Origin of the sequence: Winogradskyella sp. (assembly GCF_013213835.1) — a bacterium.
Taxonomy (GTDB): Bacteria; Bacteroidota; Bacteroidia; order Flavobacteriales; family Flavobacteriaceae; genus Winogradskyella.
In genome coordinates, this window is the sequence record NZ_JABSSU010000004.1 from 71,561 (window position 1) to 84,304 (window position 12,744).

Annotated in this window: 12 protein-coding genes; 5 read left to right on the forward strand and 7 right to left on the reverse strand. The window is 34.0% G+C overall.

Translation table 11 applies throughout. From position 1 onward, the window contains the following. Nucleotides 1–11: 11 nt before the first annotated feature. The 6 genes from HRU50_RS06060 to HRU50_RS06085 all read right to left on the reverse strand — a co-directional run bounded on the left by HRU50_RS06060 (nucleotide 12) and on the right by HRU50_RS06085 (nucleotide 6,760). Nucleotides 12–2,357, reverse strand: a complete 2,346-nt coding sequence (locus HRU50_RS06060; protein WP_296349235.1) for a transglycosylase domain-containing protein — start codon at nucleotides 2,355–2,357, stop codon at nucleotides 12–14. Between the two features lie 7 nt (nucleotides 2,358–2,364). Further along, nucleotides 2,365–2,868, reverse strand: a complete 504-nt coding sequence (locus tag HRU50_RS06065) for a gliding motility lipoprotein GldH (RefSeq protein WP_296349236.1) — start codon at nucleotides 2,866–2,868, stop codon at nucleotides 2,365–2,367. Further along, the gene (ricT, locus tag HRU50_RS06070; protein ID WP_296349238.1) at nucleotides 2,852–4,036 is read right to left on the reverse strand and encodes a regulatory iron-sulfur-containing complex subunit RicT; all 1,185 of its coding nucleotides are present in this window, start codon (nucleotides 4,034–4,036) and stop codon (nucleotides 2,852–2,854) included. Before ricT ends, HRU50_RS06065 begins: the two co-directional genes overlap by 17 nt. 141 nt (nucleotides 4,037–4,177) lie before the next feature. Beyond that, nucleotides 4,178–4,408 carry a ferredoxin gene (locus HRU50_RS06075; RefSeq protein WP_296349240.1) on the reverse strand — a complete coding sequence of 77 codons (231 nt, stop codon included), beginning with the start codon at nucleotides 4,406–4,408 and terminating at the stop codon, nucleotides 4,178–4,180. After that, nucleotides 4,408–5,652, reverse strand: coding sequence for a peptidase U32 family protein (locus tag HRU50_RS06080; protein ID WP_296349242.1), 1,245 nt, complete (start codon nucleotides 5,650–5,652; stop codon nucleotides 4,408–4,410). Before HRU50_RS06080 ends, HRU50_RS06075 begins: the two co-directional genes overlap by 1 nt. Nucleotides 5,653–5,671: 19 nt before the next feature. Beyond that, entirely contained in the window at nucleotides 5,672–6,760 is a 1,089-nt protein-coding gene (locus HRU50_RS06085) for a rhodanese-related sulfurtransferase (RefSeq protein WP_296349244.1), read from the reverse strand. Between the two features lie 362 nt (nucleotides 6,761–7,122). On the opposite strand from HRU50_RS06085, the gene recA reads away from it, so the two are divergent. The 4 genes from recA to HRU50_RS06105 all read left to right on the forward strand — a co-directional run bounded on the left by recA (nucleotide 7,123) and on the right by HRU50_RS06105 (nucleotide 10,776). Continuing rightward, nucleotides 7,123–8,124 carry a recombinase RecA gene (gene recA / locus HRU50_RS06090; RefSeq protein ID WP_296349246.1) on the forward strand — a complete coding sequence of 334 codons (1,002 nt, stop codon included), beginning with the start codon at nucleotides 7,123–7,125 and terminating at the stop codon, nucleotides 8,122–8,124. 101 nt (nucleotides 8,125–8,225) lie between these two features. Continuing rightward, nucleotides 8,226–8,636, forward strand: a complete 411-nt coding sequence (locus HRU50_RS06095) for a hypothetical protein (protein WP_296349248.1) — start codon at nucleotides 8,226–8,228, stop codon at nucleotides 8,634–8,636. A gap of 24 nt (nucleotides 8,637–8,660) precedes the next feature. Then, nucleotides 8,661–9,206 carry an RNA polymerase sigma factor gene (locus HRU50_RS06100; protein WP_296349250.1) on the forward strand — a complete coding sequence of 182 codons (546 nt, stop codon included), beginning with the start codon at nucleotides 8,661–8,663 and terminating at the stop codon, nucleotides 9,204–9,206. A 1-nt stretch (nucleotide 9,207) separates the two neighbouring features. Next, entirely contained in the window at nucleotides 9,208–10,776 is a 1,569-nt protein-coding gene (locus HRU50_RS06105; protein WP_296349253.1) for a hypothetical protein, read from the forward strand. A gap of 79 nt (nucleotides 10,777–10,855) precedes the next feature. Here HRU50_RS06105 and HRU50_RS06110 read toward each other — a convergent pair whose 3' ends face one another. After that, nucleotides 10,856–11,596: a 1-acyl-sn-glycerol-3-phosphate acyltransferase gene (locus HRU50_RS06110; protein ID WP_296349255.1), complete on the reverse strand. Its 741-nt coding sequence runs from the start codon at nucleotides 11,594–11,596 to the stop codon at nucleotides 10,856–10,858. Nucleotides 11,597–11,762: 166 nt separating this feature from the next. On the opposite strand from HRU50_RS06110, the gene trpS reads away from it, so the two are divergent. Beyond that, on the forward strand, nucleotides 11,763–12,734 hold the full coding sequence (gene trpS, locus HRU50_RS06115) for a tryptophan--tRNA ligase (protein ID WP_296350145.1): 972 nt from the start codon (nucleotides 11,763–11,765) through the stop codon (nucleotides 12,732–12,734). Nucleotides 12,735–12,744: the final 10 nt, after the last annotated feature.

The window sequence follows — 12,744 nt, forward strand, 5'->3', positions numbered from 1 at the left end:
AAAACTTATTGTTAAAAGTCGATATCTATTGAAGTGTCTTCTTCTTCGGGGTTATCACCAATATCACCTTCATCAACAACTGAGCAGTCTACATTAATTGAAAGTTCCTCAGGTTTCTCAAAATCTTCTTTTGAGACATTGAGTGTTGTATCTGCATAACAGGCTTTCATATATAAGCCCCAAATAGGTAATGCAACAGAAGCTCCCTGACCGTAAGTAATACTATTAAAATGTGCTGCTCTGTCTTCAGCACCTACCCAAACACCTGTCACTAAATTTGGCACCATACCCATAAACCAACCATCACTTTGATTTTGAGTTGTCCCAGTTTTACCGGCAATTGGATTATCGAATTCATAAGGATATCCTGTCATAATCTCACGATACATGGCATTATATTTATCTACGCCTTTGCTACGAAGTCTTCTGCCAGATCCTGCTTGTGTCACACCTTCCATAAGATTAACAGTGACATATGCTACTTCTTCACTTAATACATCTTTACTCTCAGGTGCCACTTGGTACAACACAGTTCCGTTTTTATCCTCAATGCGTGTTACTAATACTGGTTTGTTATAGACACCTTTATTAGCAAAGGTTGAGTAGGCTGCACACATTTCGTAAACGCTAATATCAGGCGTACCAAGTGCAATTGCTGGTACCGGTAAAATATCTTGTTCTACACCTAATTTCTTTGCCATATCTACCACAGGTTGTGGTCCAATTTCGTTCATTAAACGTGCTGTAATGGTATTGGTAGAACTTGCTAAGGCGTCTTTTAAGGTCTGTTTACCAGAGTAATTACCATCCGAATTTTTAGTGGTCCATGGCTCTGGATTACCAAATTTATTAGCCTCAATATTTAAATGTTTTATTGGGAACGAATCACACGGCGATAGTTGTAATTGATCTATAGCCGTTGCATAAACAAATGGTTTGAAGGTAGAACCAACCTGACGCTTACCTTGCTGCACCATATCGTATTGAAAATGCTTATAATTCATACCACCAACCCATGCTTTTACATGGCCAGTGATAGGATCCATCGACATCATACCAGGCTTTAAGAAAGACTTATAGTAACGCATTGAGTCAATTGGTTTCATTATAGTATCAACTTCACCTGCTTTACCATCTATCCATTTAAAAACAGTCATTTCAACCGGCTTGTAAAATGATGCTTCTATTTCTTTAGTGGATTTACCTTGATTCTTAAGAATTCTCCAACGTTCGCCACGTCGCATGGCATTTTTCATTAATTGCTTTACTTCAGACTTACTCAATTCTCTAAATGGTGCAGTTGGGTTTCTATCTGGTGTATTTTGGTGATCAAACTCTGCTTGCAGTCTTGGCATATGTAATGCAATAGCATCTTCAGCGTGTTTTTGCATGCGAGAATCTATAGTAACGAAAACCTTTAACCCATCTCTATAAATATCATATTTGCTCCCGTCTGGTTTTCTATTCTTTTTGTCGCTTGTCCATTCTTTCAAAAAACTTCTTAAATGCTCTCTAAAATAGGTCGCAATACCTTCACGATGTGACTCTGGTGTATAATTGAGATCTAACTCTGTATCTTGAAGCGAATCTTTAACTTCTTCAGTGATATAGTCATATTTATACATCTGTGCTAAGACCACATTTCGTCTGTTTTTTACACCTACTGAATTTCTCCTTGGATTATACAAAGACGAGTTTTTAAACATACCAACCAGCATTGCTGATTCTTTCATATCTAATTCCTGAGGTTCTTTGCCAAAATATATCCTCGAAGCGGAACGAATGCCATCACCATTATTATTGAAATCGTAAATATTGAAGTACATAGCTATGATTTCTTCTTTAGTGTATTGCTCTTCTAGTCTTATGGCTATAATCCACTCACGAACTTTTTGAAGTGCTCTCTGGAATTTATTTCTTGATACTTGATCTGTAAATAATTGCTTCGCTAATTGTTGAGAAATTGTACTGGCTCCGCCACCACGACCAGCCATAGCTCTTAGTACACCTCTTGCATCTATTCCGGAATGGTCATAAAAACGAATATCTTCAGTAGCGATTAGGGCATCAACTAGGTTTTTTGGTAAATCTTCAAAGCTTACAGGAGTTCTATTATCATCATAATAATATTTACCTAGAGTTTTATTATCGGAAGAAATGACTTCAGTAGCCTGATTGGTTTCTGGGTTTTCTAATCTGGTATGGTCTGGCATTTCACCCAAAAGACCCCAAGATGCCAAAAGAAATAATAAGACAATGGCCAAAATACCTGCTAAAAACAATGTCCAAAACCAACGTATATATTTCGTAAAATCTAAAGCTTCTGATTTTGCCTTTGTTGTCTTCTTTTTTGCCATACTAAATCTATTGTGCTTGTTCTACCCTAAAGCCAATGTCTGTTATACCTTTTAATTCGTCAACACCATAAACCTCTCCATTCTTTCTCATTGCATGTTGTATGGAAACCTTGTAATCTCCATCTTCAGAAAATTGATATGGAGTTTCATATCCTCTGTACCATAACTTATTCTCTTTAACATCAGTAAATCCTGCACCTAAAAGCTCACCATTTAGCGCTGCCATTTTGTACTCTAAAGTATCTTTTATAACCTTGCCATTTGGGTGATTTAACTGAACGATTAAATATAAGTTATTGAATTCGTAATCGTTAGTATTTCGAAGATTTACATAAAGATTATAATTGTTTATAGTATCTGGTGATTTAAAACTAAAATCTATAACCGAATCTTTGTGCCACTTATTAGGAACAGACCTATACTCATCGTATACCGCATTAGAATCGCAACCTGTAATTAAAACTGAACAAACAGCAACTAGAAGAATTACCCAATTAGTTTTTTTTTGCATTTTGTTTTTGATTACGATTTCGGTTACGGTTTTTATTTCTGTTCCTATTGTTTTTACGTTTCTTTTTTGATTTTGGATTATCGAAACGTGTTAAACTGTCTTGACCTACAACGTTTTCAAACTCGGTTTTAGTCTCTTCCTTAATGTCTATGGCATATTCTTCGAGACTAACAACTTTTTGTTTTTTCTTGTTTTTAGCAACAATTTCTCTGGCTTGTTCAGCTGTAATGACATGCCAATTCATCCATTCACCTTCATAAGCATACCACATTAAACCTTTAAAAATATCTGTCTTCTGACAAATAGCAACACCTTTTTCGGTGTATAGTTTTGCATCTGTCTTAGGGAATTCTTTTAATGCATCTAAATAAGCATCTAGCTCATAATTCAAACAACATTTTAGCTTACCACATTGCCCAGCAAGCTTTAATGGATTTAATGATAATTGCTGATAACGCGCCGCAGAAGTGCTTACAGATCTAAAATCTGTCAACCAAGTAGAACAACACAATTCTCTACCACATGAACCAATACCACCAAGTCTAGCTGCTTCTTGTCTAAAACCTACTTGACGCATTTCAATTCTAGTTTTAAACTCGCGAGCAAAGACTTTTATCAATTCTCTAAAATCTACACGCTCTTCAGCGGTATAATAGAATGTCGCTTTACTTCCATCACCTTGATATTCGATGTCAGAGATTTTCATCTTTAAGTTTAAATCTATGGCAAATTGACGCGCCTTAACCTTCATAGGTTCTTCTTTGTCTCTAGATTTAGACCAAATGTCTATATCCTTTTGGGACGCTTTTCTGTAGATTTTCAGAACATTTTCAGAATCATCAATGTCAATCTTCTTGCGCTTCATTTGTACCCTAACCAATTCTCCCGTTAAGGTGACCATACCAACATCATGTCCGGATTTTGCTTGAGTAGCAACAATATCTCCTATACTCAGCGTAAGGTTTTCTGTATTTTTATAATATGCCTTTCTTCCATTTTTATATCTTACTTCTACACCTTTAAAAGGTTCTTGTCCGTTTGGAAGTGACATGTTGGCTAACCAGTCAAAAACAGTGAGTTTATTGCAACTATCTGTGCCACAAGTACCATTGTTTTTGCATCCTTTTGGTTGGCCATCTTTACCAGTTGAGCAACTGTTACAAGCCATAAAACTATATATATTAGATCTAGATTATTCACCTAGATTTAAGGATTCGTAATTAATTGAGTAAAGATAGTATTATTTCTTTAGTTAAAATCTTTAACCCTTTTTAATTTGAAAGACGCTTTTTTAAAGCGCTTAAATCAATCAACTTTCTTTAACTGTAATGATTTTTACAGGACATACATTTGCAGCCTGATTACTTTGCTCATAGATACTGTGATCTTTAGACTTCATAGTGTAGAAGCCCTTTTTTTCAAAGGAATGTAGCAGCACAGATTTCCCGTCTTTTTTTGACATCTGAAACTGCTCTGGTGCAATCTCTACACAGTAATTACAACCTATACATTTGTTGCGTTGAAGCGTGATTACAACCATTATACTTCAACTTTGTTTTCAACAATTTTGTACAACTTATCTGAAGCGCGAATTCTAAAATCTAAAGGAATCGTTACTGAATCTCCTTTGGTAGCTTTTTTAAGTTTTTCATCATTAACTAACATCTCGTTCAAGACAAATTCTTTTGCTCCTGTTGTTGGGCCAGTAACTAAAACTGAATCACCAATTTCAAGATCGTAAGCATCAATCTTAAACTCTCCTATTTTAGCTTTTGGAAAATAGTGTAATCCTTTGCCAAGGTATACTTTTTTCTGAGTGGCATGAGAGCCAGAACCTTTGCTCCATTCGCCAAGTCTTTGACCTAAATAGTAGCCATTCCAAAAACCTCTATTGTATACTTTTTCTAATTCTTGCATCCAAGAAATCACCTTATCCTTATCATAAGTTCCGTCTGCAATGCTATCTATTGCCGCTCTGTAACATCCAATAACCTTTGCTACGTATTCTGGTGCACGACCACGACCTTCAATTTTCAGTACCTTAATTCCTGCATCTGCAACCTGATCTAAAAAGTCAATAGTACATAAATCTTTTGGTGACATAATATACTCGTTATCGAGTTCCATTTCTACACCAGTTTCTTGATCGATAACCGTATATTTCTTCCTGCAGTTTTGTTTGCAAGCTCCTCGATTTGCTGATGAATTATGCGAGTGTAAACTCATATAACATTTGCCAGAAACTGCCATACACAGCGCGCCATGACCAAAAATTTCAATTTCTACCAATTGCCCAGAAGGTCCTTTTATTTGTTCCTTCTCTATCTGCTCAGTAATTTTTTTAACCTGCCGCAAACTTAATTCCCTACTTAGCACCATGGTATCAGCAAACATGGCGTAAAACTTAACAGTTTCGATATTTGTGATATTGATTTGAGTAGAGATATGAACTTCCATGTCAAACTCTCTTGCAGTAGCAATGACAGCTTGATCCATTGCAATCACAGCAGTAATTTCCGCTTCTTTTGCACGCTTTATCAAAGTTTTTACAATTGATAAATCATGGTCGTAGATAATGGTATTTAAAGTAAGATAGGTTCTTACATTTTTTTCTTTACAACGTCTCGAGATTTCTTCAAGATCATCTAAGGTGAAATTTATTGATGCTCTTGCTCTCATATTGAGTTGCTCTACACCAAAATATATGGAGTCTGCTCCATTATCTAAGGCCGCTTGTAACGATTCAAAATTACCAGCTGGCGCCATTAATTCTATATGATTCATGATTGATTTAGTAAGTTGATTAGTTTTCTTTTACAGAAGATGTTTTATTCATAAAGCTTTCAGAGATATTTCTCAAATCTTTAGTAATTCTCAAATGATTAGCTCTACCTTTTTTGAAAATATCATTGCTATTTGCTTGTCCTTTTCTTAATGCTTTCTGCTCTTCGTAAGGTAATTTAATTATCTCTTGGCAATGTGAAGAACAACAATTATCCATTTTTGCTTTGCAATCATCACATTGAATAAAAAGTAAATGACAAGCTTCATTAGCACAATTCGTATGTGTATCGCATGGTGCACCACATTGGTGACATTGCGCTATAACATCATCACTTATACGTTCTGATCTTCGTTGATCGAATACAAAATTCTTACCAATGAATTTATTTTCGAGTTCTTCTGCTTCAACTTGGCGCACATAATTAATGATTCCGCCTTCTAACTGATAGACGTTTTTAAAACCTTTATGTTTGTAATAGGCACTAGCTTTTTCGCATCGGATACCGCCGGTACAATACATGACTAATTTTTTATCTTCTTTATGTTCACTTAAATCTTCTTCAATAAGATCTAGAGATTCCCTAAATGTATCTACATCTGGTGTTATTGCATTTTTAAAATGACCTATTTCACTTTCGTAATGATTACGCATATCTACCAAAACCGTATCAGGATCTTCGATAAGTTCGTTAAAGCGTTCTGCATTTACATGAATTCCTCTGTTAGTCACATCAAAAGTGTCATCATTTAGTCCATCTGCAACAATTTTATGACGCACCTTTACTTTTAATTTAAGAAACGCATAATTATCATGCTCTATAGCAATATTTAATCTTACATTTTCTAAAAAAGAAATGGTGTCTAAATGATTTTTGAACGCTTCAAAGTTTTCAGCTGGTACAGATAATTGGGCATTAATGCCTTCGGAAGCAATATATATTCGACCGAGTACATCAAGCTCATCCCATGCTAAAAACATGTGATTTCTAAAAAGTTGCGTATTGCCAATTTTGGCGTATTTGTAGAAAGAGATTGTTAAGCGTTCTTTTCCCGCTTTTTCAATTAGTTCTGCTCTTTCTTTAGCGCTTAAGTTATTGTACAGTTGCATGCTATACTAATTTTTTAAGGTTAAAGAATTTTTATCCACCTAGATGATCTAGACGTAATTCTTCACAAAGGTATTCTTTTTCACATAACTAGCACTAAAAAAGCGCCTTGAGATACTCTCAGGCGCTTCTTTAATCACTAACTTAAACTAATCAAAAAGAGCTTTTTTGTAAAAGATTAGTCAAATCTTTTTTGAAAATCGTTAAAGCAAATACATCACGTTTGTTTAACTACTTTTTCTTAGCAATTTTTTCCTTTTTCAAATAGTAGATGTAAAAAGTATAAAATGGTTGCGTCTTAAAATTGAAAAAAATAAAATAAGTGGTATTTTTGAGTACATTTTAACAAAGAAAAAAGAAGACAATGAGTAGTGAAAAAGATGCAAAATTAAAAGCACTTAAGTTAACCCTAGATAAACTAGACAAAGCATACGGAAAAGGCACTGTAATGAAAATGAGTGATCAAGCGATTGAAGATGTTGATGCCATTTCATCAGGATCTTTAGGCCTTGATATTGCATTAGGAGTTGGTGGTTACCCTAGAGGTCGAGTTATTGAAATTTATGGCCCAGAATCTTCCGGTAAAACAACTTTAACTTTACATGCTATTGCAGAAGCTCAAAAAGCTGGTGGTATAGCTGCCTTTATTGATGCAGAACATGCGTTTGATCGTTTTTATGCTGAAAAACTTGGTGTTGATTTAGAAAATCTAATTATTTCTCAACCTGATAATGGAGAACAGGCTTTAGAAATTGCAGATAACTTAGTAAGATCTGGCGCAATTGATATTGTTGTTGTCGATTCTGTTGCTGCTTTGACACCCAAAAGTGAAATTGAAGGTGAAATGGGAGATTCTAAAATGGGACTTCATGCACGTTTGATGTCTCAAGCTTTAAGAAAGCTTACGGCTTCCATTAGTAAAACTAACTGTACCATGATCTTCATTAACCAATTACGTGAAAAAATTGGTGTAATGTTTGGTAACCCTGAAACAACAACTGGTGGTAATGCATTAAAATTCTATGCTTCTGTCCGTTTAGACATTAGACGTTCTACTCAAATTAAAAGTAGCAATGGAGATGTAATGGGTAATAAAACAAGAGTAAAGGTTGTAAAAAATAAAGTAGCACCACCATTTAGAACAGCAGAATTTGATATTATGTATGGTGAAGGTGTTTCTAAAGTTGGTGAAATTCTTGATATTGCTGTTGAGCACGATATTGTAAAGAAAAGTGGTTCTTGGTTTAGCTACGAAGACACTAAGCTAGGACAAGGTCGTGATGCTGTTAAATCCTTGATTAAGGATAATCCTGATTTAATGGATGAACTCGAAGAAAAAGTTAGACAAATTGTAAATGAACAATAAACGAAAAATAAAAATCCTGAATAATTCAGGATTTTTTTATTTTTTGACGCAACCCTTTTATACTTTCTGCATCTAGAAGGTGTAATATTATGTAAAAAGACATGAAAAGGTATCTGTTATTAATGATTTTGACATTGGCATTGTGCACTTCTTGTAGTTTAGACAATGACAATTCAGCTGAGTTTTACATTGAAGTTATGCCTGTACAAAGTGTTGAAATTCCGGAAGAATTTGTACAAGGTGAAACGTATGAAATATTTATGACTTATATAAGGCCAAGTACATGCCACGTATTCAATAACCTTGTATTTGACATACAGAACCATGAGAGAACAGTGACAATTTTAAATACTGTTTATCCTCAAGAAGAATGTAGTTTTGAGGCGGAAGAAGAAACTATTAGTTTTGAATTAACTGTTTCTGGTACAGAGACATATTTATTCAAATTTTTTCAAGGTACTGTAGAAGGAGTAGACCATTATCACTTAGTTGAAGTGCCGGTGGTAGAATAAAATTAACTAACTAACCAATACAATGTGAGTTTAGAACAACTCATTAAAAAGTGTATAAAACAAGATGCTAAAGCACAAAGTCAGTTATACAAGCAATATGCAAGTAAATTATTTTCGCTTTGTCTTAAGTATTGTTCAAACTATGCAGAAGCAGAAGACGTTCTGCATGATGCTTTTATTACTGTTTTTAGTAAAATAGATCAGTATAAAAACAAAGGTTCTTTTGAAGGTTGGTTAAAACGCATTGCAATTAACACAGCATTGCAACGCTACAGAGATGATGTAGGAGTTTATGATATAATAAACGAAGGCAATATAGAAGACGTCTCAGTAGATTTAAATGATGATGAATTGAGTTTAGATTTTTTACTCGGCATCATCCAAGAATTACCAAATAGATATAGATTGGTGTTTAATTTATATGTATTAGACGGTTATTCTCATGTAGAAATAAGTGAATTGATTAATATTTCTACTGGAACATCAAAATCTAACCTTGCAAGAGCAAGGCTAATTTTAAAAGAAAAAATAGAGAGTTATAAAGCGAGTTTAAATTCGCAGTCATTATAAAATGAGTGAAAAGAAAAACATAGATAGACTTTTTCAGGAAAAGTTTAAAGATTTCGAAGTTGCACCAAACGATGCAATATGGAATCGTATAAACGAAAGTCTACCTAATAACGAAAAGAAAAAACGCAGAGTGATTCCAATCTGGTGGCAGATTGCTGGTGTTGCAGCTAGTGTTGTACTTCTTTTAAATATAGGTTTTTCGTTTTTTAATTCAGAAGAAAATTCTAGTGATACACCAGTTATTGTTAATACAGAAACAGAAAATAACTCTGATACAAAAAAGAATGAGAATAGTACATTAGATGCATCCAATGACAGAACTAAATCTTCTGAAGAATTAAACAATACTAGTTTAGTTGAATCTGATATTCATCAAAACAATGAGGATAAGAACACAGACAGCAATGATGCATTAACTAACACCTCATCACAACCATTTAATAATAGTACAAAAACTCTAGGTCTACTTACAGAAGATAATAGTACTAACCAGACAAGTAAAACTCTAAAATCCTCAGTTAATGAATTAATTAATGGAGAAAGTACACCTAAAAATACTGTAGCAGCAAGCGACAACACTCAAAGCACAGAGAAAACTAAAAATGATTTGTCGAGTAATGAATTTATTAATTCAGAACTTAAAAAGGCAATAGAAAATAATTCTTCTACTGTTACTGAAATTACGAATAAAGGAGATAACATTAAGGAAAATAGTACTATAATAAATGAACAAAAAGAAGTAAGTACTATTGAAAAGGAAAAAGAATCTATAGAAAGTGCTATTGCTGAAAATAATAATGACGACATAATTGAAAAAGAAAAAGATGATGAACCTAACAGGTGGAGCATTACGCCAAATGTTGCGCCTGTTTACTTTGCTTCATTGGGGGAAGGATCTCCGATTCACAATCAATTTAATACCAATAGCAAAGGAAGCGACATTAACATGAGTTATGGCATAACTGGCAGTTATGCTATTTCTGATAGAATTAAAGTAAGAGCTGGTGTTAATCGTGTGAATCTTAATTATACAACTTCAGGTGTTTATGCATTCTCAGGATCTGATATAATTGTAGCAAGTAGTGATAACGCTTCTCAATCAAGCCAATCTCAAGGTAATATTACACTTAGAGAAGGTGCTAATGTCGCTCTTATGAGCTCTAAAGTGATGAATAGAGCCTCAGCACCAGAAGTTTTTAACACTAAACTTACTGGCGATTTAGATCAACGCTTCGGATTCATAGAAATACCTCTTGAGATAGAATACAAATTATTAGATAAGAAATTTGGGTTAAATGTTGTTGGTGGTTTCAGTACTTTCTTTTTAAATGAAAATGAAATTTTTGCTGATATAGACGGTACTTCAACTTTAATTGGGGAAGCTAACAATATTAATAATACAAGTTTCAGTGCCAATTTTGGTTTAGGACTAAATTATAATGTCACTAAAAAGTGGAATATAAATTTAGAGCCTCAGTTTAAATATCAAATCAATACATTCAATAATACCTTTGGTAATTTTAGACCATTCTTTATTGGGTTGTATACAGGAATAATTTATAAGTTTTAGGTTAAAAAAAAGAGAATTGCCCTGTGGTAAGGCAATTATCAAGCAATGATGACAAAAGCTACTCATGGTTGGGTAGCTTTTATTTTTTTAAAGATTTTGATAATTCTTTATATATAATTTCTCTTGCTTTTTTATTGAGAGACTTAGTGTCTTCAATTTTCAAATCTTTGGTGTCTAAAAATTCGTGAATTTTCACTCTCATTCTACCAGGTCCACCACTGAAAAATGTGTATGAAAAACGCTTTTTATTATCATAAAACGTCATTGGTACAATTGGAATTTGATGATTAATGGCTAATCTAAACGCACCATCTTTAAAGTCATCTAGAATTATTTCTTCATCTGGAACACCTCCTTCTGGAAATATACAAATACTCAATCCTTGTTTAAGACGCCTCTGTGCTCTTAAAAACACCGCTTGTCTGCTTTTAGCACTGCTTCTATCTACTAATATACATGTACGTTTATATACAAAACCGAATAGCGGAATGTTTGCTAATTCTTTTTTGCCAACGAAAACAAAGGGATTTTTAACACTTGCCAACATCAGCATTATGTCTGTCATTGATGTATGATTTGCAATGAACATATAACTCTCACCTGTTTTCGGTTTTTGTTTGGTCTTAATCTTATAAGAAAATCCCATACCTATGAGAATAAACTTAGCCCAAAATCGTGCAATTTTAAAGAACTGTGGATACCATTTTTCTCTAGATATTACAATTAAAAGTGCCGGCAACAATAAAAGAATTGGCAGTGTTACCAAGATATAGAAATAAATACGATATAAAATCCAAAATGGATACTTAAAGATTGCCATGGCATCAAAACTAATTAAATAGTTCTACTAAAAAAATTATCTTTGTTCCTTAAATTTTATTGCGCTGTCATTTTGAGCGTAGTCGAGAAATCTCATCATATTATGAGCTTTTTTTTTGAATTTTTTAGTTTAATTTAAAATGATTCCTGCTTTCACAGGAAATATTATGGCAAGGATACTAACAGGAATACAAAGCACAGGAACACCTCATTTAGGTAACATTTTAGGTGCAATTATACCCGCAATTGAAAAGGCAAAAGACGATGCAAACGAATCATATCTCTTTATTGCAGACCTGCACTCTTTAACCCAAATTAAAGATGCAGAAACACTACGTAGCAATACGTATTCTACGGCTGCCACCTGGTTGGCCTTTGGTTTAGATATAGATCAGACAGTGTTTTACAGACAAAGTGACGTTGCACAAGTTACTGAACTGGCTTGGTACCTCAACTGTTTCTTTCCATTTAAACGTTTAGAATTGGCACATAGCTTTAAAGATAAAGCTGACCGGTTGGATGATGTTAATGGTGGTTTATTTACTTACCCTATGCTGATGGCAGCAGATATTCTATTGTATGATGCGGAGATTATACCTGTTGGTAAGGACCAAGAGCAACATATTGAAATGACAAGAGATGTAGCATCTCGTTTTCATGCTAAAATGGGAGGTGAAACATTTGTATTACCACAGGCGGATATTCAAAAAGACACGATGCTAATTCCTGGTACTGATGGTGCAAAAATGAGTAAGAGTAAAGGTAACACCATTAATATCTTTTTACCAGAAAAGAAACTTCGTAAGCAAATCATGTCCATTCAAACGGATAGTACACCACTAGAGGAACCTAAAGATTGGTCTACCTGTAACTGTTTTGCCCTATATAATATTATAGCGTCAGAAGAACAGGTTGCAGTTATGAAAGCAAACTATGAAGGTGGAAACTACGGTTATGGCCATGCAAAGCAAGCTTTATACGAGCTTATTTTAGAGCGTTTTGCTGAACCTAGAGAACGTTATAACTACTACATGGATAATCTTAATGAAGTTGATGCAGCTTTAGCAAAAGGCGCCGATAAAGCGAAAGTTGTTGCCGATGATGTCTTAAAACGTGTGAGAGCTAAAGTTGGGTATTAAAATTTTTAAC